The organism is Pseudomonas sp. UM16 (genome assembly GCF_050312595.1).
Classification (GTDB): domain Bacteria; phylum Pseudomonadota; class Gammaproteobacteria; order Pseudomonadales; family Pseudomonadaceae; genus Aquipseudomonas.
Genome location: NZ_JBNPJT010000019.1, coordinates 1 through 20,409, shown reverse-complemented (window position 1 = coordinate 20,409; position 20,409 = coordinate 1). Strand labels below are relative to the sequence as shown.

21 protein-coding genes are annotated in these 20,409 nt (G+C 60.3%); 14 read left to right on the top strand and 7 right to left on the bottom strand.

Annotated elements, in window-relative coordinates; translation table 11 throughout:
- The first annotated feature begins 95 nt into the window (after positions 1-95).
- The 7 genes from minC (at position 96) to ACQRAX_RS20955 (ending at position 6,666) form a co-directional block, all read left to right on the top strand.
- On the top strand, positions 96-854 hold the full coding sequence (minC, locus tag ACQRAX_RS20985) for a septum site-determining protein MinC (protein WP_412041215.1): 759 nt from the start codon (positions 96-98) through the stop codon (positions 852-854).
- Between the two features lie 98 nt (positions 855-952).
- Positions 953-1,765 (top strand): septum site-determining protein MinD, encoded by an 813-nt coding sequence (gene minD, locus ACQRAX_RS20980; protein WP_045195453.1) that lies wholly within the window; start codon positions 953-955, stop codon positions 1,763-1,765.
- A 3-nt stretch (positions 1,766-1,768) separates the two neighbouring features.
- Positions 1,769-2,023, top strand: coding sequence for a cell division topological specificity factor MinE (minE, locus tag ACQRAX_RS20975; protein ID WP_045180146.1), 255 nt, complete (start codon positions 1,769-1,771; stop codon positions 2,021-2,023).
- A 95-nt stretch (positions 2,024-2,118) separates the two neighbouring features.
- On the top strand, positions 2,119-2,754 hold the full coding sequence (locus ACQRAX_RS20970; protein WP_412041216.1) for an RluA family pseudouridine synthase: 636 nt from the start codon (positions 2,119-2,121) through the stop codon (positions 2,752-2,754).
- 127 nt (positions 2,755-2,881) lie between these two features.
- Entirely contained in the window at positions 2,882-4,171 is a 1,290-nt protein-coding gene (locus ACQRAX_RS20965; protein WP_412041217.1) for a M18 family aminopeptidase, read from the top strand.
- A gap of 125 nt (positions 4,172-4,296) precedes the next feature.
- On the top strand, positions 4,297-4,461 hold the full coding sequence (locus ACQRAX_RS20960) for a hypothetical protein (RefSeq protein ID WP_167332108.1): 165 nt from the start codon (positions 4,297-4,299) through the stop codon (positions 4,459-4,461).
- 48 nt (positions 4,462-4,509) lie between these two features.
- A complete protein-coding gene (locus tag ACQRAX_RS20955; protein WP_412041218.1) occupies positions 4,510-6,666 on the top strand; it encodes a mechanosensitive ion channel family protein in 2,157 nt (718 codons plus the stop codon).
- Here ACQRAX_RS20955 and ACQRAX_RS20950 read toward each other — a convergent pair.
- Entirely contained in the window at positions 6,663-7,376 is a 714-nt protein-coding gene (locus ACQRAX_RS20950) for a UTRA domain-containing protein (RefSeq protein ID WP_412041219.1), read from the bottom strand. The two genes, ACQRAX_RS20955 and ACQRAX_RS20950, sit on opposite strands and share 4 nt — an antisense overlap.
- A 290-nt stretch (positions 7,377-7,666) precedes the next feature.
- On the opposite strand from ACQRAX_RS20950, the gene ACQRAX_RS20945 reads away from it, so the two are divergent.
- From ACQRAX_RS20945 to ACQRAX_RS20920, 6 genes are all read left to right on the top strand, one after another.
- Complete coding sequence (locus ACQRAX_RS20945; RefSeq protein WP_412041220.1) at positions 7,667-8,731, top strand: ABC transporter substrate-binding protein; 1,065 nt, start codon at positions 7,667-7,669, stop codon at positions 8,729-8,731.
- Between the two features lie 117 nt (positions 8,732-8,848).
- A complete protein-coding gene (locus ACQRAX_RS20940) occupies positions 8,849-9,655 on the top strand; it encodes an alkaline phosphatase family protein (protein ID WP_412041221.1) in 807 nt (268 codons plus the stop codon).
- A gap of 5 nt (positions 9,656-9,660) precedes the next feature.
- Positions 9,661-10,494 carry an ABC transporter permease gene (locus ACQRAX_RS20935; RefSeq protein WP_412041236.1) on the top strand — a complete coding sequence of 278 codons (834 nt, stop codon included), beginning with the start codon at positions 9,661-9,663 and terminating at the stop codon, positions 10,492-10,494.
- Complete coding sequence (locus ACQRAX_RS20930; RefSeq protein WP_412041222.1) at positions 10,481-11,278, top strand: ABC transporter permease; 798 nt, start codon at positions 10,481-10,483, stop codon at positions 11,276-11,278. The genes ACQRAX_RS20935 and ACQRAX_RS20930 overlap by 14 nt, the downstream gene beginning before the upstream one ends.
- Position 11,279: 1 nt before the next feature.
- Positions 11,280-12,269, top strand: coding sequence for an ABC transporter ATP-binding protein (locus ACQRAX_RS20925; RefSeq protein WP_412041223.1), 990 nt, complete (start codon positions 11,280-11,282; stop codon positions 12,267-12,269).
- Positions 12,270-12,294: 25 nt separating this feature from the next.
- A complete protein-coding gene (locus tag ACQRAX_RS20920) occupies positions 12,295-12,948 on the top strand; it encodes an HAD family hydrolase (protein ID WP_412041224.1) in 654 nt (217 codons plus the stop codon).
- A gap of 50 nt (positions 12,949-12,998) precedes the next feature.
- On the opposite strand, the gene ACQRAX_RS20915 is transcribed toward ACQRAX_RS20920, so the two are convergent.
- Positions 12,999-13,961 (bottom strand): NAD(P)H-quinone oxidoreductase, encoded by a 963-nt coding sequence (locus ACQRAX_RS20915; protein ID WP_412041225.1) that lies wholly within the window; start codon positions 13,959-13,961, stop codon positions 12,999-13,001.
- A gap of 140 nt (positions 13,962-14,101) precedes the next feature.
- Between ACQRAX_RS20915 and ACQRAX_RS20910 the strand changes: the two genes are divergently transcribed.
- Positions 14,102-16,189, top strand: coding sequence for a carboxy terminal-processing peptidase (locus tag ACQRAX_RS20910; RefSeq protein ID WP_412041226.1), 2,088 nt, complete (start codon positions 14,102-14,104; stop codon positions 16,187-16,189).
- 316 nt (positions 16,190-16,505) lie between these two features.
- Here the strand turns inward: ACQRAX_RS20910 and ACQRAX_RS20905 are convergent, their stop codons facing one another.
- The 5 genes from ACQRAX_RS20905 to pcaQ form a co-directional block, all read right to left on the bottom strand.
- Positions 16,506-16,880, bottom strand: coding sequence for a hypothetical protein (locus ACQRAX_RS20905; RefSeq protein ID WP_412041227.1), 375 nt, complete (start codon positions 16,878-16,880; stop codon positions 16,506-16,508).
- Positions 16,877-17,215 (bottom strand): helix-turn-helix domain-containing protein, encoded by a 339-nt coding sequence (locus tag ACQRAX_RS20900; RefSeq protein WP_412041228.1) that lies wholly within the window; start codon positions 17,213-17,215, stop codon positions 16,877-16,879. Before ACQRAX_RS20900 ends, ACQRAX_RS20905 begins: the two co-directional genes overlap by 4 nt.
- 98 nt (positions 17,216-17,313) lie before the next feature.
- Positions 17,314-17,754, bottom strand: a complete 441-nt coding sequence (locus tag ACQRAX_RS20895) for a YkvA family protein (protein ID WP_412041229.1) — start codon at positions 17,752-17,754, stop codon at positions 17,314-17,316.
- A 283-nt stretch (positions 17,755-18,037) separates the two neighbouring features.
- The gene (locus tag ACQRAX_RS20890) at positions 18,038-18,766 is read right to left on the bottom strand and encodes an FKBP-type peptidyl-prolyl cis-trans isomerase (protein WP_412041230.1); all 729 of its coding nucleotides are present in this window, start codon (positions 18,764-18,766) and stop codon (positions 18,038-18,040) included.
- Positions 18,767-18,993: 227 nt separating this feature from the next.
- A complete protein-coding gene (gene pcaQ / locus ACQRAX_RS20885) occupies positions 18,994-19,926 on the bottom strand; it encodes a pca operon transcription factor PcaQ (protein WP_412041231.1) in 933 nt (310 codons plus the stop codon).
- Between the last annotated feature and the right edge of the window lie 483 nt (positions 19,927-20,409).

Sequence of the window (20,409 nt, the reverse complement as noted above, 5' to 3'; positions counted from 1 at the left end):
ACAATGGCCGGGCATTCTACAACGGTTCGGCACGGGTTGCGGCTAACCGGCGTTCTCGTTATAAGTCTGGGCACTTTTTCGTAACAAGCCGCCCAATGCAGACCATGAGCCAAACCCAATCGCCAGACCAAGATCCCGTGTTCCAGCTCAAGGGCAGCATGCTCGCCATTACCGTGCTTGAGCTTGCCCGGAACAACCTCGAAGGCCTCGACCGGCAGTTGGCCGCCAAAGTTGCCCAGGCGCCAAATTTTTTCAGCAACACGCCGCTGGTGCTGGCCCTGGACAAACTGCCGCCAGGTGAAGGTCCAATCGATCTGCCTGGGCTGATGCGCGTCTGCCGCCATCATGGCCTGCGCACCCTGGCCATTCGTGCCAGCCGTATCGAAGACATCGCCGCCGCCATCGCCATCGACCTGCCCGTGCTGCCGCCGTCCGGCGCACGCGAGCGGCCGGTCGAACCTGAGCCTGAGGTGAAGAAGCCAGAACCTGCGCCGCCTCCGGCGCCAGCGCCTGAGCCAAGCATCCGCCCGACCAAGATCATCACCACGCCAGTACGCGGTGGCCAGCAAATCTACGCCCAAGGTGGCGACCTGGTCGTAGTGTCATCGGTCAGCCCCGGCGCGGAACTTCTCGCCGATGGCAACATCCATGTGTACGGTGCCATGCGTGGACGGGCGCTGGCCGGGATCAAGGGCAATACCCGGGCGCGCATCTTCTGCCAGCAGCTGACCGCCGAGATGGTCTCGATCGCCGGCCAGTACAAGGTCTCCGAGGACCTGCGCCGTGATCCGCTGTGGGGGACCGGCGTGCAGATCAGCCTGTCTGGTGACGTGTTGAACATCACCCGTCTTTAACGGATACTTGCCGCCATTTTCCGCGCAACTTTTTTCGACGTTGCCGTTTTTAGTATTTTTTGGGACTCAACGTCCTTTTTCTTTAGGGGTGATACACCTTGGCCAAGATTCTCGTGGTTACATCCGGCAAGGGTGGTGTGGGTAAGACCACCACCAGCGCCGCTATTGGTACCGGCCTCGCACTGCGCGGTCACAAGACAGTCATCGTCGACTTCGACGTCGGCCTGCGTAACCTCGACCTGATCATGGGCTGCGAACGCCGCGTAGTGTACGACTTCGTCAACGTCGTCAACGGCGAAGCCAACCTGCAGCAGGCCCTGATCAAGGACAAGCGCCTTGAGAACCTCTACGTACTGGCTGCCAGCCAGACCCGTGACAAGGACGCGCTGACCCAGGAAGGCGTGGAAAAGGTCCTGATGCAGCTCAAGGAAGACTTCGAGTACGTGGTCTGCGACTCCCCGGCCGGTATCGAGAAAGGTGCCCACCTGGCGATGTACTTCGCCGACGAAGCGATTGTCGTGACCAACCCGGAAGTGTCCTCGGTACGTGACTCGGACCGCATGCTCGGCCTGTTGGCCAGCAAATCGCGCCGCGCCGAGCGTAACGAAGATCCGATCAAAGAACACCTGCTGATCACCCGCTATCATCCAGAGCGCGTGAGCCAGGGCGAAATGCTTGGCGTCGAAGACGTCAAGGAAATTCTCTCGGTTGCCCTGCTCGGCGTGATCCCGGAATCCCAGGCGGTGCTCAAGGCATCCAACCAGGGCGTACCGGTGATTCTCGACGACCAGAGCGACGCTGGCCAGGCCTACAGCGATACCGTTGACCGCCTGTTGGGTAAAAATGTGGAACATCGGTTCCTTGATGTGAAGAAGAAGGGATTCTTCGAGCGCCTGTTTGGAGGCAACTAACCAATGAACCTTTTTGACTTCTTTCGTGCCAGCAAAAAAGTAAGCACCGCGTCGGTCGCGAAAGAGCGTCTACAGATCATCGTGGCGCACGAACGCGGCCAACGTAGTACTCCGGACTACTTGCCAGCCCTGCAGAAGGAACTGGTGGAGGTGATCCGCAAGTACGTCAACATCGGCTCCGATGATGTGCATGTCGCTCTGGAAGACCAGGGCAGCTGCTCGATCCTGGAACTCAACATCACCCTGCCCGATCGTTGATCGGCTTCTACGGGTAACCTGCCACGGCGACGGCCGGGCCTGGGCTTTACAGTCCGGGTTCGACCGTCGCCGTTGGCGTTTGCAGAGAACACGTAATGCCGCTGTCCAATGTTCACGTCCTCTTCGAAGATGACGCCATCCTGGTGATCAACAAGCCGACCCTGCTGTTGTCGGTGCCAGGGCGCGCCGACGACAACAAGGATTGCCTGATCACCCGCCTGCAGGAAAACGGCTATCCCGATGCGTTGATCGTCCATCGACTGGATTGGGAAACCTCCGGGATCATCCTCCTGGCCCGCAATGCCGACAGTCACCGCGAGCTGTCCCGCCAGTTCCATGACCGCGAGACCGAGAAAGCCTACACCGCCTTGTGCTGGGGCCAACCGGAACTCGACAGCGGCAGCATCGACCTGCCCCTGCGTTACGATCCGCCGACCAAGCCGCGTCATGTGGTCGACCATGAGCAGGGCAAGCATGCCCTGACCTTCTGGCGCATCCTCGAACGCTGCGGCGATCATTGCCGGGTGGAATTGACGCCGATTACCGGGCGTTCGCACCAATTGCGCGTGCACATGTTGTCGATGCGTCATCCGCTGCTGGGTGACCGGCTGTACGCCTACCCTGAAGCCCTCGCTGCTCACGAGCGCCTGTGTCTGCATGCGAGCATGCTCAGCTTTACCCACCCGGTTTCCGGTGAGCGCCTGCGCTTCGAGTGCCCGGCGCCGTTTTGACGGCGCCAGCGGCAAGCCACAAGCTACAAGCTTCAAGCAGTCACCTGCACCGAGCTGCACCGCCTCTTGCAGCTTGCAGCGTGCAGCTCACCCGCTAAAATGCCGCCACTGCTGTCTGGAGTGACCTATGCGAGATGCACTGAATCAAGGCCTGATCGACTTTCTCAAGGCCTCCCCTACGCCGTTCCACGCCACCGCTGCGCTGGCCCAACGCCTGGAAGCCGCCGGTTATCAGCGCCTGGACGAACGCGACAGCTGGGCCACGGTGGCCGGCGGTCGCTACTACCTGACCCGCAACGACTCCTCGATCATCGCCTTCAAGCTCGGCCGCCATTCGCCGCTGCTCGACGGCATTCGCCTGGTCGGCGCCCATACCGACAGCCCATGCCTGCGGGTCAAGCCGCAACCGGAGCTGCAGCGCCACGGTTTCTGGCAGCTCGGTGTGGAAGTCTACGGCGGCGCCCTGCTTGCGCCGTGGTTCGACCGCGACCTGTCACTGGCCGGCCGAGTAACCTTCCGTCGTGATGGCAAGGTTGAAAGCCAACTGGTCGACTTCAAACTGCCAATCGCCGTCATCCCTAACCTGGCGATCCATCTCAACCGCACCGCCAATGAAGGTTGGGCGATCAATCCGCAGACCGAACTACCACCGATCCTGGCGCAAGTCGCCGGCGACGAGCGCGTTGACTTCCGCGCCCTGCTCACCGACCAACTGGCCCGGGAGCATGGCCTGAACGCCGATGTGGTGCTGGATTACGAGTTGAGCTTCTACGACACCCAGAGCGCCGCCCTGATCGGCCTGCACGGTGAGTTCATCGCCGGTGCACGCCTGGACAATCTGCTGTCCTGCTATGCCGGCCTGCAAGCATTACTCAACGCCGACAGTGACGAAACCTGTGTGCTGGTGTGCAACGACCACGAAGAAGTCGGCTCCTGCTCAGCCTGCGGCGCCGACGGCCCGATGCTGGAACAGACCCTGCGCCGCCTGCTGCCGGATGGTGACGACTTCGTCCGTGCGATCCAGCGTTCGCTGCTGGTCTCGGCCGATAACGCCCATGGCGTGCACCCCAACTACGCTGAAAAACATGACGCCAACCATGGTCCCAAGCTCAATGCCGGGCCGGTGATCAAGGTCAACAACAACCAGCGCTACGCCACCAACAGCGAGACCGCCGGCTTCTTCCGCCACCTGTGCATGGCCGAAGAAGTGCCAGTGCAAAGCTTCGTGGTGCGCAGCGACATGGGTTGCGGCTCGACCATTGGCCCAATCACCGCCAGCCACCTGGGGGTGCGCACGGTCGATATCGGCCTGCCGACCTTTGCCATGCATTCGATCCGTGAGCTGTGCGGCAGCGAAGACCTGGCGCATCTGGTCAAGGTGCTGACCGCATTCTACCGCAGTCGCGACTTGCCTTAACAAGACTCATGCAGGGGCGGATTCAACCGCTCCTGCATGAGCCGCTCTACTGACCTCAATCACCCCCCCTCAAAGCCATACCCGCTATGCTTGCCGGATAAACTCGAATCCAAGGACCTTGCCGCATGTCAGCTTTTCAATCCCTGTTCCTTCCCGTCATCGCCGGGCTGATCCTGCTGACCGTAGGTTTCAACATGCGCGATCGTAATATCGGCGTGTTCATGATGTGGATCGGCACCCTCGGAATGATTGGCATCATGTGCTGGAAGATCCTCGAGAAACTCAACTGACAAATACACTACACTCGGGCGATTGATCGTTTTGAGGTTGATTGTCCGGTGCCTGCCTTTTTCCGTGTTTTAGCGCTGTTCCTGACGTTGTTTACTTTGGCCCCGGCCCACGCCGCCGGTTTGCCGAGCCTGCTCGGCGGCAGCAAGGCCCAGCCCGAGGCCACGGAGCCGCTGGGCCAGTCGCTAGACGAAGTGATCAAAACCCTGGAAAACGACCAGCAACGCAGCAAACTGTTGGCCGACCTGAAAAAGCTGCGCGACAGCACCAAACAGGCACAACCCCCTGCCGAGCAAGGGGTGCTGGGCTTGATTGGCAGCACCTTCGCCGAGCTGGAAAAGCAGTTCAGTGGCGAAGCCAGCCCACTCACGCGCTGGGGCCGCGAACTTGAGTTAGCACAGATCGAACTCAATGCCCGCCTGGTGCCGCTGCAGGAGTGGCCGCCGATCCTGTTCGGTTTTGCCGCCATCATCGCCCTATGGAGCTTGCTGGCCTACGCCTTGAACTGGGTGAGCCATCAGGTGCGGCTGCGCTTTGGCCTGAGTGAGGAATTGCCACAGCATCCACGCACCTGGGACCTGGTGCGTTTCGCCTTGCGCAAACTCGGGCCGTGGCTGGTGGCGCTGGTGATCACCGTGTACCTGAGCTTTGCCCTGCCCTCGTCACTGGGCAAGTCGATGGCCATGGTCCTGGCTTATGCCTTGGTGGTCGGCACCTGCTTCTCGGCGATCTGTGTCATTGCTTTTTCGCTGCTCGACGGCCCACACCGCCATCGCGCCCTGCATATTCTTCGGCACCAGGCGTTCCGGCCGTTGTGGCTGATCGGCAGCTTCGCCGCCTTCGGCGAGGCCATGAACGACCCGCGTATGGCCAGCGCCCTCGGCGATCATCTGGCCCATACCCTGGCAACCCTGGCCAATATCCTCGCCGGGCTGTCCACCGGCTTGTTCATCCTGCGTTTCCGTCGGCCCATCGCCCACTTGATCCGCAACCAGCCGCTGTCTCGACGCCTGACCCGCCGGGCTTTGAGCGACACCATCGAAATTCTCGGCACCTTCTGGTACTTGCCAGCCTTGGTACTGGTAGCGATCTCGCTGATCGCCACCTTTATCTCCGCTGGTGACACTAGCACCGCCCTGCGCCAGTCGCTGATGTGCACAGTGCTGTTGATCCTGTGCATGGTCATCAATGGCCTGGTGCGCCGCCAAGGCCTCAAACCGCAACGCGCCAACCGCCGTCATGCAGTGTATGGCGAACGCCTGCGCAACTTCGCCTACACCCTGGTGCACATGGGGATCTGGCTGCTGTTCATCGAGTTGGGCCTGCGCGTCTGGGGCTTTTCCCTGATCGGCTTTGCCGAAGGCGAAGGCCATGAAGTGGCCGTGCGCTTGCTCGGCCTGGCCGGCACCCTGATTGCCGCCTGGCTGGTGTGGATTCTCGCCGACACGGCTGTGCACCATGCTCTCACCCGCTCGCGCAAAGGCCTGGCCAACACCCGCGCGCAGACCATGATGCCGCTGATCCGCAACGTGCTGTTCGTGGCGATTTTCATCATTGCGGTGATCGTTGCCCTGGCCAACATGGGCATGAACGTCACCCCCCTGCTGGCCGGTGCCGGGGTGATCGGCCTGGCCATCGGTTTCGGCGCTCAGTCGCTGGTGGCCGACCTGATCACCGGCCTGTTCATCATTATCGAAGACTCGCTGGCCATCGATGACTATGTCGATGTCGGCGGCCACCTGGGCACGGTCGAAGGCCTGACCATCCGCACCGTGCGCCTGCGCGATATTGACGGCATCGTCCACACCATCCCGTTCAGTGAAATCAAGAGCATCAAGAACTACTCGCGCGAGTTTGGCTACGCGATTTTTCGCGTGGCGATCCCGCACAGCATGAACATCGACCAGGCCATTACCCTTATCCGCGATGTCGGTCAGAAGCTGCGCAACGACCCGTTGATGCGCCGGATTATCTGGTCGCCGCTGGAACTGCAAGGGGTGGAAAGCTTCGAGTCGGGCTCGGCGATCCTGCGTGCGCGCTTCAAGACCGCGCCGATTCGCCAGTGGGAAGTGTCGCGGGCGTTCAACCTGGCCCTCAAGCGTCAGCTTGACGAAGCCGGCCTGGACCTGGCAACCCCACGCCTGAGCGTCCAGGTGATTACCGCTGGCGCCGGCACGCCGTTCAGCGAAGCCGAGGGCAAAACCTAACCAGCCTCGGCCTTGATGCGGATCGCATCGTGACGCCAATACTCAAGGTCACAGTCGATCAGCCGACCCTGCTGGTCGCTGTTGACCCGGGTGATGTGCAGGCCTGGGCTGCCGGCGGAGACTTTCAGCGCCAGGGCGGCGGCCACCGGTAACGCCGTGGGCAGGATCTCGAAGCGCACGCGGCCATAGCCAATCGCATAGTGGCGCTGATAAAGCTCGGTCAGCGACTGACTCAAATCGTGCTCAAGAATGCCGGGGAAATACTCGGGGTTCAGATAGTGCTCGGCATACAGCACCGCCCGCCCATCGATCCTGCGCAAGCGACAGACCTGGATCACGCTCGATAGCGCCGGCAGTTGCAAGCGCGCGCAGACGCTTGCCGCAGCCGGCTGCAGCCGCGCCGACAACAGCGCGGTAGAGGCTTCCCGACCCTGGGCGCGGACCATCGCATGAAAATGGCTGCGCTCGATCAAGTCGTAAGTCAAACGCTCGGGCGCCACGAACCAGCCGCGCCGCTCCTCGCGGTAAATCAGCCCACGTGCCTCCAGTTGCACCAGGGCCTCGCGCAAGGTGATGCGCGTGGTGTCGAACACCTCGCTCAACTTGCGCTCGGCCGGCAACTTGCAGCCGGGCGAGAGCAGGCCATGCTCGATTTGTTCCTGCAGGGCATGACAGATAGCTGTTACTGCTCGCGGTGGCAGTGGCGGCATCAAAGGTTACCTATCTGGACTAGTCCAGCACCGGCGGCGCGCACAATTGGCGCCTTCAGGGCTATGAGAATAGTGCAAGCCTAGGCAACACAGATGAACGCCAGATGACAGCCAACCTGGTCTACGCTTGATTTTCAGGGGCACAGACCGTGGCCGGGGACCGGCATCGACATCAAATTGTCATGCTACCAACCTACCTTGGCTCGGGTATTGCTGACCTAGACCAACCGAATCGCAACGACGTCCAACAACACTTCGCGTTTGCAAGGCACCCACCCAAGGAGCTTCGGATGAAACAGTTTTTTCTGGCCTCACTGCTAGGCTCGACCATCGCCCTATGCACGTCGGCGATGGCCGCCGACACCGACCTCAAAGCCCTCGAGGACGCCGCCCGCAAGGAAGGTGCCGTCAACAGCGTGGGCATGCCTGATGCCTGGGCCAACTGGAAAGGCACCTGGGAAGACCTGGCGAAAAAATACGGCCTCAAACACATGGACACCGACATGAGCTCGGCGCAGGAAGTGGCCAAGTTCGATGCCGAAAAAGACAACGCCAGCGCCGACATCGGTGACGTCGGCGCCGCCTTCGGCCCCATCGCCGTGGCCAAAGGTGTGACCCAGCCCTACAAACCAAGCACCTGGGAGCAGATCCCGACCTGGGCCAAAGACAAAGACGGTCACTGGGCACTGGCCTATACCGGCTCGATTGCCTTCATCATCAACAAGCAGTTGGTCAAAGAAGCGGACATGCCGAAAACCTGGCATGACCTGGAGAAAGGCAAATACAAGGTCGCCATTGGCGACGTCGGTACTGCCGCCCAGGCTGCCAACGGCGTACTGGCTGCCGCCATCGCCTACAAGGGCGATGAAAAGAACATCGAACCAGGCTTGCAGTTGTTCACCAAACTGGCCCAGCAAAAACGCCTGTCACTGGCCAACCCGACCATCCAGACCCTGGAAAAAGGCGAGATTGAAGTCGGCGTGGTCTGGGACTTCAACGGCCTGAGCTACCGTCAGCAGATCGACCCGAATCGTTTTGAAGTGCTGATCCCGTCGGACGGCTCGGTGATTTCCGGCTACACCACCATTATCAACAAGTACGCCAAGAACCCCAACGCGGCCAAGCTGACCCGTGAGTACATCTTCAGCGATGCCGGGCAGACCAACCTGGCGATTGGCCACGCCCGGCCGATTCGTGCCGAGCATTTGAAGCTGCCCGCGGATGTTCAGGCCAAGCTGCTGCCAAACGAACAATACAAAGCGGTGCAACCGATCAAGGATGCTGCGGCCTGGGAAGCGACCTCCAAGCAGCTGCCGCAGATGTGGCAGGAGCAAGTGATTATCGAGATGGAGTAAGGCTTCAGGCAGTCAGGGAAACCTTGTCGCCCTTATTCGCCGGCAAGGCCGGCTCCTACAGAGATTGTGGGAACCGTCCTTGCCGGCGAAGCGGTTACCAGCTAATCCGGAGTACCCATGAACCACAACGTCATCCTGGTCCTGCTCGACGGCCTCAACCATCAAGTCGCCTACCACGCCATGGGCCACCTGCATGCCTATGTCGAAGCCGACCGCGCCGCCTTGTACCGCCTGGAATGTGAACTGCCCGCGCTGTCGCGGCCACTGTACGAATGCATCCTCACCGGTGTCCCCCCTATCGACAGCGGTATCGTCCATAACAACGTCACCCGCCTGTCCACTCAGCGCAGCATCTTCCACTATGCCCGTGAAGCTGGCCTGGGCACGGCGGCAGCGGCCTACCATTGGGTCAGCGAACTGTACAACCGCTCGCCCTTCGACCCGCTGCGCGACCGTCACACCCATGCGCCCAAGCTTCCGATCCAGCATGGCCTGTTCTACTACGCCGACCACTACCCGGACTCGCACTTGTTCGCCGACGCCGAGTACCTGCGCCGTCGTCACGCGCCGAACTTTCTGCTGGTGCATCCGATGAACATCGATGATGCCGGTCACCGCCACGGTCTGGACAGCAGCCAGTACCGCAACAGCGCCCGCAGCGCCGACATCCTCCTGGCCGACTACCTGCAGACCTGGCTGCAAGAGGGTTACCAGGTGCTGGTCACCGCCGACCACGGCATGAACAACGACCGCTCGCACAACGGCCTGTTGGCCGAAGAACGCGAGGTGCCGCTGTTCGTGTTTGGTGACGCCTTCAGCCTCGACCCTGCCGCCAAGCCGCTGCAAACCGATTTGTGCGGAACAATCTGCGAGCTGCTTGGTGTGGCCCATGACAAGCCAGTGTGTCGGGAGCTGCTCAAGTGAACTCGATCAAACGCAACCGCTGGCTGGCAGCCTTGTGCCTGCTACCGTTTGCCGTGTTTTTCATCATTTTCCAGCTCGCGCCGCTGGCCTGGGTGGCGATCCATAGCCTCCAGGCGGAAAGCGGTTGGGGCCTGACCAACTTCAGCAAGGTGTTCAGCTCCAGATTCTACCGCCAGGCGATTCAGCACAGCCTGGAGATCAGCTTCTGGTCAAGTGTGTTCGGCCTGCTGATCGCCATTCTCGGCAGCTATTCGCTGCGCAAGGTCGACTCGCGCCTGCGTGACTTCGTCAACGCCTTCGCCAACATGACCAGCAACTTTTCCGGGGTGCCGCTGGCCTTCGCCTTCATCATTCTGCTCGGCTTCAACGGAGCCTTGACCCTGCTGCTGAAACAGGCCGGGATCATCGAAGACTTCAACCTCTATTCGAAAACCGGGCTGATCATTCTCTACACCTATTTCCAGATTCCCTTGGGCGTATTGCTGCTCTACCCGGCCTTCGACGCCTTGCGCGAAGACTGGCGCGAATCGGCCGAACTGCTCGGCGCCAACGCCTGGCAATACTGGCGCCTGATCGGCCTGCCAGTACTGACGCCGGCGCTGCTGGGCACCTTTGTGATCCTGCTGGCCAACGCCCTGGGCGCCTATGCCACGGTCTATGCCTTGACCACCGGCAACTTCAACGTCCTGCCAATCCGTATCGCAGCGCTGGTAGCCGGCGACATTTCCCTGGACCCGAACCTGGCCAGCGCCCTGGCAATGATCCTGGTGGGGCTGATGAGCCTGGTGACCGTGGTCCATCAATGGCTGCTGAAGAGGAGCTACCATGTCGCGCGCTGAACCCGGCACCAGCAGCCTCTACCATCGCCTGGTGGTTTATTTGCTGTTCATCATTCTGTTGCTGCCGCTGGCCGGCACCCTCCTCTATTCATTAGCTACCAGTTGGTCAGCGAGCCTGTTGCCCAGCGGCCTGACCTTCAAGTGGTACCTGGCGCTGTGGAGCGATCCACGTTTTCTCGCCGCGTTCGGCCAGTCCCTGCTGGTGTGCGCCGGCGCCTTGATACTGGCCGTGCTGCTGATCTTGCCGTTGCTGTTCGTGGTCCACTACCACTTTCCGCGGCTCGACGCGCTGATGAACATTCTGATTCTGCTGCCCTTTGCCGTGCCACCGGTGGTGTCGTCGGTGGGGCTGCTGCAACTGTATGGCTCGGGCCCGATGGCCATGGTCGGCACACCGTGGATCCTGATCGGCTGCTACTTCACCGTGGCCCTGCCGTTCATGTACCGGGCGATTACCAACAACCTGCAGGCCATCAACCTGCGCGACCTGATGGACGCGGCCCAACTGCTCGGCGCCAGTACCTTCCAGGCTGCATTTCTGGTGGTCTTGCCGAACCTGCGCAAGGGCTTGCTGGTGGCCTTACTGCTGTCGTTTTCATTCCTGTTCGGCGAATTCGTGTTCGCCAACCTGCTGGTCGGCACCCGCTACGAAACCCTGCAGGTGTACCTGAACAACATGCGCAACAGCAGTGGCCACTTCAACAGTGCCCTGGTGATTTCCTATTTTTTCTTCGTGCTGGTGCTGACGTGGGCAGCTAACCGCCTGAACAAGGACAAGTCCTGATATGAGCTTTGTCAGCGTACAGAATCTGCAAAAGAGCTATGGCGCCAGCGCGGTGTTCAATGACATCAACTGCGAAATCCAGCGCGGCGAATTCGTCACCCTGCTCGGGCCCTCCGGCTGTGGCAAGTCCACCCTGCTGCGCTGCATCGCCGGCCTGACGGCGGTCGACAGCGGCAAGATTCTCCTCGACGGCAACGACCTGGTGCCACTGAGCCCGCAAAAGCGTGGCATCGGCATGGTGTTCCAAAGCTACGCGCTGTTTCCCAACATGACCGTGGAACAGAACGTCGCCTTTGGCCTGCGCATGCAAAAGGTCAATGCCGATGACAGCCGTAACCGGGTGCGCGAGGTGTTGCAACTGGTAGAGTTGCAAGACTTCGCCAGTCGCTATCCGCATCAGCTATCCGGTGGCCAATGCCAGCGGGTGGCGCTGGCACGCTCGCTGGTGACCCGACCGCGCTTGCTGCTGCTCGATGAACCGTTATCGGCGCTCGATGCCCGGATTCGCAAGCACCTGCGCGAACAGATCCGCCAGATCCAGCGCGAGCTGGGCCTGACCACCATCTTCGTCACTCATGACCAGGAAGAGGCGCTGACCCTGTCCGATCGTATCTTTCTGATGAACCAAGGCCGCATTGTTCAAAGTGGCGATGCCGAAACGCTCTACACCGCACCTGTGGATGTATTCGCCGCAGGTTTTATCGGCAACTACAACCTGCTCGACGCCCACAGTGCCAGCCGCTTGCTGCAGCGCCCGGTGAACAGCCGTCTGGCGATCCGCCCGGAAGCGATTGTCCTGAGCCTCAATGGCGAACTGGAAGGCCAGGTGCGCAGCCACAGCCTGCTCGGCAACGTGATCCGCTACCGGATCGAAGCACGCGGGGTAGAATTGCTGGTCGATGTGCTCAACCGCTCGTCCGCCGATCTGCACCCCGATGGCCAGCGCGTATTCTTGTCGATCGATCCCACCGCCCTCTGCGAAGTCGCCTGAGGGTTGCACAGGAGTTTTTCTGAACATGGCACTAGCGATTTTCGATCTGGATGAAACCCTGATCCACGGCGACTGCGCCTCACTGTGGAGCGAGCAGATGGCCCGTCTTGGCTGGGTCGACGGCGAATCTTTCCTGCGTCGCGACCGCGAGCTGATGGACGCCTATGGCAAGGGGCATTTGGCAATGGAGGACTATATGGCCTTCAGTCTGGAGCCGCTGATCGGGCGGACACCGGAAGAAGTCGATCATCTGGTCGGGCCGTGGGTGGAAGATTTTATCGAACCGATCATTTTCAGCGACGCAACGCGAACCATCGCCGCTCACCGCAAGGCAGGCGACCGGATTCTGGTGATTTCGGCGTCCGGCACACATTTGGTCCGGCCCATTGCCGAGCGCTTGGGCATCGATGAAATACTTGGCATCGAACTGGAGGTCGCTCATGGCGTGTACAGCGGCAAGACCACCGGTGTGCTGACCTACCGCGAAGGCAAAATCACCCGCCTGCTGGAATGGCTGGATCAGGAAGAGGAAAACCTGGAAGGCGCGAGTTTCTATTCCGACTCGCGTAACGACCTGCCGCTGTTAGTGAAAGTAGACTACCCGCATGTGGTCAATCCGGATCCGGTACTGCGTGAGCATGCCGAGAAGAACGGCTGGCCGATCCACTCCTGGTCCTGAAGGGCCGTCCATTTGGTAGGAGCGGACTCATCCGCTCCTACAGTCGTGAGTTAAACCAGGCTGTCGTCGATCACCAACACCAGCTTGCCCGATACCTGATTACTTGCCAGCTCGGCAAATGCAGCTTCGGCATCCTTGACCGCGAACGCCTTGGCCAGTTGCGGCTTGAGTCGGCCTTCGCTGAACAACGGCCAGACCTGCTGGCGTAAATCGCTGAGCAGATCTGCCTTGAACTGATCATCACGGGTGCGCAGCGTCGAGCCGATCACCTGCACGCGCTTGGCCAGCACCTGCGCCAGATCCAGTTCTGCCTTGCGTCCGCCCATCAAGCCGATGATCACCCAGCGCCCGTCACGGGCGAGCAACTTGAGGTTGAGTTCAGCGTAACTGGCCCCGACCGGGTCGAGAATCACGTCGAAGGGCCCAAAGTCGTTCAAGCCGTTGAGGTCATCACCGCGCACCACGCCTGCGCTGGCCCCCAGTTCTTCACAGTAGGCCAAGCGTTCGGCCGAGCCGACGCTGACCCAGCACGGGCTGCCAAACGCCTTGCACAGCTGGATCGCCGCCGAACCCACGCCACTGGCGCCAGCATGCAACAGGACCTTCTCGCCCGGCTTCAGCCCGGCCAGCTGGAACACGTTGAGCCAGGCCGTGGCGTACACCTCGGGAATTGCCGCGGCCTCGTGCAGGCTCAGGCCTTCCGGCACCGGCAGCACATGACGTGCATCAACCACCACGTCCTCGGCCATACCGCCACCGGCCAGCAGTGCGCAGACCCGGTCTCCAAGCTGCCAGGAGGCGCCAGCGCCGACTTCAGTGATCACCCCGGCGCATTCCAGTCCAAGAAATTCGCTGGCCCCCGGCGGTGGCGGGTACAGCCCGGCACGCTGCAGCAGATCGGCACGATTGAGGCCGGCGGCGGCCACGCGAATTCGTACTTGACCGATATCGCAGGTTGGACTTGTCGTCGCAACCCACTCCACATGTCCGTCAACGCCTTGCAATGCCTTCACAGTGCCTCCATAGTTGAGTCATGACTGAGCCCGGGTGCTGTAGCCCCGGGCTTTTTGCATTATGCGTCCGGTTCTGATGGAACCGGCGAATTCAAAGACGGCCTAATATGCGTGATCAATTGTCCCTACGTCGAATCAGCATGAAGCATTTTTTGCCAAGCACCACCCTCGCACTGTTGATCGGCCTGGGCAGTCTGCCGTTGGCAGGCAATGCATGGGCCGCCAACAGCTGGGATAAACTCCAGCCAGATCGCGATGAAGTGGTCGCCAGCCTCAACGTGGTCGAGCTGCTCAAGCGCCACCACTACAGCAAGCCGCCGCTCAACGATGCGCGCTCGGTGATTATCTACGACAGCTACATCAAGCTGCTCGATCCGGCACGCAGCTATTTCCTGGCCAGCGATATCGCCGAGTTCGACAAGTGGAAGACCCAGTTCGACGATTTCCTCAAAAGCGGCAATCTCGACCCCGGCTTCACCATCTACAAGCGCTACCTGGACCGGGTCAAATCGCGTCTGGACTTCGCCCTGGCTGAGCTGAACAAGGGCGTCGATAACTTCGACTTCACCACCAAGGAAACCCTGCTGGTCGACCGCAAGGACGCCCCGTGGGTCAAGAACCAGGCTGAACTCGACGACCTGTGGCGCAAACGTGTCAAAGATGAAGTGCTGCGTCTGAAAATTGCCGGCAAAGAGCCCAAGGCAATCCAGGAACTGCTGACCAAGCGCTACAAGAACCAGCTCTCGCGCCTGGACCAAACCCGCGCCGAAGACATCTTCCAGACCTACATCAACACTTTCGCGCAGTCCTACGACCCGCACACCAACTACCTGTCGCCAGACAGCGCGGAAAACTTCGATATCAACATGAGCCTGTCGCTCGAAGGTATCGGTGCCGTCCTGCAAAGCGACAACGATCAGGTCAAGATCGTGCGCCTGGTCCCGGCCGGCCCCGCCGCCAAGACCAAGCAAGTGGCCCCGGCCGACAAGATCATCGGTGTTGCCCAGGGCGACAAGGAAATGGTCGACGTAATCGGCTGGCGCCTGGATGAAGTGGTCAAGCTGATCCGCGGGCCGAAGGGCTCGGTGGTGCGCCTGGAAGTGATTCCGGCGAGCAACGCGCCAAACGACCAGACCACCAAGATCGTGCCGATCACCCGTGAAGCGGTGAAGCTTGAAGAGCAGGCGGCGAAAAAATCGGTGCTCAAACTCAAGCAGGATGGCCGCGACTACAAGCTTGGCATCATCGAAATCCCCGCCTTCTACCTGGACTTCAAGGCCTTCCGTGCCGGCGATCCAGAGTACAAGAGCACTACCCGCGACGTGAAGAAGCTGCTCACCGAACTGCAGAAGGAAAAAGTCGACGGCGTGGTCATCGACCTGCGCAACAACGGCGGCGGTTCCCTGCAGGAAGCCACTGAACTGACCAGCCTGTTCATCGACAAGGGCCCAACGGTGCTGGTACGCAACAGCGATGGCCGTGTCGACGTGCTCGAAGACGAAAACACCGGGGCCTTCTACAAAGGCCCGCTGGCCTTGGTGGTTAACCGCCTATCGGCCTCGGCGTCGGAGATTTTCGCCGGTGCCATGCAGGACTATCACCGTGCGCTGATCCTTGGCGGCCAGACCTTCGGCAAAGGCACCGTGCAAACCATCCAGCCGCTTAACCATGGCGAACTGAAGCTGACCCTGGCCAAGTTCTACCGTGTCTCCGGGCAGAGCACCCAGCATCAGGGCGTACTGCCGGACATCGACTACCCGTCGATCATCGACACCAAGGAAATTGGCGAGAGCGCGCTGCCTGAAGCCATGCCGTGGGACACCATCCGCCCGGCAATCAAGCCTGCGGTTGATCCGTTCAAACCGTACCTGGCCCAGCTCAAGGCGCGTCACGACAGCCGCACTGCCAAGGACCCGGAGTTCGTGTATATCCGCGACCGCCTGGCGCTGACCCAGAAGCTGATGAACGAGAAGACCGTCAGCCTCAATGAAGCCGAACGCCGTGCCCAGCATGCCGACATTGAAAGCAAGCAACTGGCACTGGAAAACACCCGACGCAAGGCAAAGGGCGAAGAGCCGCTCAAGGAACTGAAAAAGGAAGACGAAGACGCCCTGCCGGTTGAGCCGGACGACACCAAACCGGAAGACGATGCCTACCTGACGGAGTCCGGGCGAATCTTGCTTGACTACCTGGGGCTAAATTCGGCCGTGGCGAAAAACAACCCGTAAAACGGTGATGGCAAAATAATGTGACTGTGCCGCTATTGAGTCATTAAACAGTCACCATTCTGTCGTGAAAAAAGGGACTGAGCGCCGTTGGCCTCAGTCCCTTTTTTGGTTTTTCACGTAATCCCGGGAAAATGTTTTGGGTGCTGGTCTTGCCGGCGATGGCATCGAGGCCGTGTCAGGCCGTATGCAGGAGCTAGCGGTTTTGCCTACTTTTTCCAAGAAAAAGTAGGCCGCCGTAAAGGCGGAAGGGGCCAGCAGCATCGCCACATTGAATGGATAGCCCCCGACCCTAAGCCCGACCTAGTCCTGATAAGCCTCAGGCCTCTTCTTTTTCCGGGTAGCTGTACTCGAACACCCGCACCACTTCCGATGCATGCCAGGAAGCGGCGGCCATGCCATCCGACGGCCCGGAAAACCGCCCCAGACGTTCTACGCACTCGAAAAAACCGGTGCGTGGCAAACGGCTGGCGCCTTGGCTGATCACCAATGAACTGCGCAGCGGCTGCTCAGCACGGGCATCGAGCGCCGCCAGATGCTCCAGCGCTGCGGTCAGGGTCTGCATGGCCGGGCTTGGCAACTGCAGGCGCTCGAGCAATGCACGATAGGTCAGCAGATGACGTTGGCGGCGGGCCAAGTCCAATTCACCAAGCAAGCCATCCCAGTGCTGGCGGCTGATCCTGACACTGCTCACGACGGCTCGCTCCAGCCTGCGACACCCAATTCCCAGGCCAGACTGCGGCGAATCGCGGCATCCGGCTGGCGCTCACCACTTTCAATCAGCGCCAGGTACACCGGGCTGATGCCAACGCTACGCGCCAACTGCTCTGGCGCCAGCCCCTTGCCTTCACGCAAACGCGCCAACTCGCTGAAACACGGCAAGCTGGCGCTTTCTTGAGGGGTGGTTTGTGTGTTGTCGACGACAGCTGACTCACGTTGGCCGGCCGCCTTCAGTAGTGCCTGGTACTGCTCCCAGGGTACAACCGCATACTCGGGTTGACCGTCCCGGCTGATGACCTGAATACCCATTACAACCCCCTTGTAGGATTACGATATGTAATCGGTAGGCATAATCCTTATGCCAATTATATTACCAGCCAACAAGGGTGTGCAGGGAGCGGATGTAATTAGCCTTTGGGTTGTTCCAATCGCAGGGCTTCAGGGGTCGCAGGCAAGCGCTCGACCACGCGCAGTTTTTCCGGTGCCTGACGGTTGCGCCAGGTATTGAAGGCAGCCAGTTCATTCGACACAGCCTTCATCACCCAGGCCAGCACCGCGATGTCATCGAGAAAGCCCACGCCCAGCAACCAGTCGGGGATGGCGTCCAGGGGGCTGACGAAATACAGCAGCCCGGCCACTACCGTCACCAGTGCTTTGGGGCTGATCGAACGGTATTCGCCACGCCACCAGGCCAGGCACAAGGCCTGCATCAAACGCACGTCTTCACGCAACCTGCCCAGCCGTGGCCCTTTGCGTGCCACGGCAAAAATCAGGGCCGGCAGACGGCCCCGGCTGAGCAGGCGCTCGGCCAGGGGCAGAAAGCGGGCGAAACTCCACGGTGCTTTCATATAGCCTCCAGGGACCAACCAGGGAAAGGTTATCCACAATTATTGTGGATAACCTTGTGAACAGAGCTACTTTTAGAGCTCAAGGCGCCCGCCCTACAAGGGCCGGGCTTAAATCGGGCGTTTTTTACACACCTGTTTCAATCGCGCAAACGTTTTGTTTATCCTGCACCTTTTCTGCATCAGGTGCAGCTTTTCAGACCGTTGCTAACCTGCAGGGTTCGAGCCGGTTTCAGAAACGACAACGCCCCGTCGAGACGGGGCGTTGTCAAATACCGCGAGCGAATTACTCGGCAGCGGTATCGGCGTCAGCGTCAGGCTTGGCCTGATCCTTGATGCCTAGCAGTTCCAGTTCGAAAACCAGAACCGAGTTGGCCGGGATCATCGGGCTCGGGCTCTGGGCGCCGTAGGCCAGGTCGGACGGGATGTACAGCTTGTACTTCTCGCCAACGTGCATCAGTTGCAGGCCTTCGACCCAACCTGGGATCACGCCGCTGACCGGCAGGTCAATCGGGCTACCACGCTCAACCGAGCTGTCGAAGACCTTGCCGTCGATCAACTTGCCTTCGTAGTGAACCGTCACTACGTCAGTCGGCTTTGGCTGAGCACCGTCGGCCTTCTTGATCACTTCGTACTGCAGGCCCGAAGCGGTGGTGACGATACCGGCTTTCTTGCCGTTTTCTTCAAGGAACTTCTTGCCGGCGGCAGCCGACTCTTCGCTCATCTTGGCCAGGCGCTCTTCAGCGCGCTTTTGCAGGGCTGCAAAGGCTTCGACCAGTTCTTCGTCCTTGATTTTCTGTTCTTTCTTGCCGACAGCATCTTCGATGCCTTGAGCAACAGCTTTTGAATCAAGGTCGTCCATGCCTTCCTGAGCCAGGCTCTTGCCCATGTTCAGGCCAATACCGTAGGAGGCTTTCTGTGCCGGAGTCTTGAGCTCGACGCTGGTCTGCGAATCGCAACCCGCCAGGACCAGACCAACCAGGGCAACCGCAGCCGCCAACCGATGCTGTTTCATGCTATTTCCTTGTTCATGCGCCAATAGGGCAATCGAGTAAAGCCGCGAGCTTATCAGGCGGCCACGACCAATGGCTACCGGCATAGGAGCAAGAAAAGCCGGATAAGTTCAGCCAAGTAAACGGTTCTTCATACAAAGCTGCAGCCAGTGGCCAGTATTGACGGGACAACGCACTTGAGCAACTTCCCCGTGCAGGTTTTGTAGCTGTTTGTAAGTTCATGAAGATTTCATGGATAGCTGCCATCGCGGTACTGCCCGGCCACTTCGCGCAGCACCTCGCACAACCAACGCGCGGGCAAACTCAGCGGTAAAGCGGCGTTGCTGCAGATGCCCACTGAACCGCCCGGTTCTTGCACGCCCAGGTTCAACTCACACAACTCACCGCGCCCCAGATCAATGCGTACGGCGTCACGGGGCGCGATCCACACCGCGTCACTGCTTTGCACATAACGTCGGCTCAGGGCCGGTGAGAGGGTTTCCAGGCGCTGCGCCGGTTGCTCGATGGCGCATTGCACGAACAGGCTGTCGGCATGCTTGCGGATGGTCGTGCCGGCCAACGGCAGCACCAGCGGATAGCGCCCGAGCTGACTGCGCTCAACGGGCTGACGGGCGAGCAAAGGATGCCCAGGGCGTACCACCAACGACATCGATTCGCTGTACAGGTGCTCGAACAACAAGCCCTGAATCTGCGGACTGTCGGTCATGCGCCCGATCACCAAATCCAAGTCGCCGACATGCAGTTGCGCCAGCAAGTGCGCACTCGGGCCCGTGGCAACGCTGACCACCAGGGCGTCATGACGTTGATGCAGACGGCAGAGCACCTCTGGCATCAGCAGGCTTTCCACCGTCGACAGCACACCGATGCGCACCTGTGGTGGCGCATGCTCTTCGCCGCGCACACTGCTCACACCCTCACGCAGCGCCTGCACGCTGGGCCCGGCGTAGCGCATGAAACGCACGCCGGCCGGGGTCAGCTCGACCCCTTGCTTATTGCGCTCGAACAGCCGCGTTTGCAGCAGCTCTTCGAGCTCCTTGAGGGTTTTGGAAATGGCCGGCTGACTGATTGCCATGGCATCAGCGGCTTTGGCGAAACTGCCCTGGCGGGCGATTTCGAGAAAGCACAGCAGATGGCGAAATTTGATACGGGTGTCGAGGTTCATGCCCGGAGTTTATCGAGGGCTTGCGCAGACTGCGACTGCTTTGCAGTTCACCGTGGCAGAAGATCCCGCTACGCGCTACCGCACCCACAAAGCGAAATATCCCACACGTTAAAAACCAAATTCCTACACCAAACTCAGATCACGCCTGGCATACAGCGCGCATACCAACGGATTCAATCCACGCTTTCGTTCGCTCTCGCCTTGATTTTCTTTCCAGTGCAACAGGGCTGCATTTCCCTCGGAGTACAGATGTTAAAGGACCTAACCCTGCTACCTACAGTGGCGTTCGGCATCAGCTCGCGCCAGAAAATAGCCCGGCGCTGTTCAACCTGCTGCTTGCCGTGCACTTTCTCGTCAACACGCACAAGCGGGGTCTGCAATGAGCAACCCTGACCAATACTGCGTTGCTGAATACAACATACGTTTGCTGCCCAACTGCAACACTGCACGCAAAATGGAAGTACCTGCCGACCTGCCGGGTGT

Bases quoted from the DNA above. Each gene is read 5' to 3' on its own strand.
- minC (WP_412041215.1), top strand. From the start codon at position 96: ATGCAGACCATGAGCCAAACCCAATCGCCAGACCAAGATCCCGTGTTC.
- minE (WP_045180146.1), top strand. From the start codon at position 1,769: ATGAACCTTTTTGACTTCTTTCGTGCCAGCAAAAAAGTAAGCACCGCG.
- ACQRAX_RS20970 (WP_412041216.1), top strand. From the start codon at position 2,119: ATGCCGCTGTCCAATGTTCACGTCCTCTTCGAAGATGACGCCATCCTG.
- ACQRAX_RS20965 (WP_412041217.1), top strand. From the start codon at position 2,882: ATGCGAGATGCACTGAATCAAGGCCTGATCGACTTTCTCAAGGCCTCC.
- ACQRAX_RS20960 (WP_167332108.1), top strand. From the start codon at position 4,297: ATGTCAGCTTTTCAATCCCTGTTCCTTCCCGTCATCGCCGGGCTGATC.
- ACQRAX_RS20950 (WP_412041219.1), bottom strand. From the start codon at position 7,376: ATGCCGCCACTGCCACCGCGAGCAGTAACAGCTATCTGTCATGCCCTG.
- ACQRAX_RS20945 (WP_412041220.1), top strand. From the start codon at position 7,667: ATGAAACAGTTTTTTCTGGCCTCACTGCTAGGCTCGACCATCGCCCTA.
- ACQRAX_RS20940 (WP_412041221.1), top strand. From the start codon at position 8,849: ATGAACCACAACGTCATCCTGGTCCTGCTCGACGGCCTCAACCATCAA.
- ACQRAX_RS20930 (WP_412041222.1), top strand. From the start codon at position 10,481: ATGTCGCGCGCTGAACCCGGCACCAGCAGCCTCTACCATCGCCTGGTG.
- ACQRAX_RS20925 (WP_412041223.1), top strand. From the start codon at position 11,280: ATGAGCTTTGTCAGCGTACAGAATCTGCAAAAGAGCTATGGCGCCAGC.
- ACQRAX_RS20920 (WP_412041224.1), top strand. From the start codon at position 12,295: ATGGCACTAGCGATTTTCGATCTGGATGAAACCCTGATCCACGGCGAC.
- ACQRAX_RS20910 (WP_412041226.1), top strand. From the start codon at position 14,102: ATGAAGCATTTTTTGCCAAGCACCACCCTCGCACTGTTGATCGGCCTG.
- ACQRAX_RS20900 (WP_412041228.1), bottom strand. From the start codon at position 17,215: ATGGGTATTCAGGTCATCAGCCGGGACGGTCAACCCGAGTATGCGGTT.
- ACQRAX_RS20895 (WP_412041229.1), bottom strand. From the start codon at position 17,754: ATGAAAGCACCGTGGAGTTTCGCCCGCTTTCTGCCCCTGGCCGAGCGC.
- ACQRAX_RS20890 (WP_412041230.1), bottom strand. From the start codon at position 18,766: ATGAAACAGCATCGGTTGGCGGCTGCGGTTGCCCTGGTTGGTCTGGTC.
- pcaQ (WP_412041231.1), bottom strand. From the start codon at position 19,926: ATGAACCTCGACACCCGTATCAAATTTCGCCATCTGCTGTGCTTTCTC.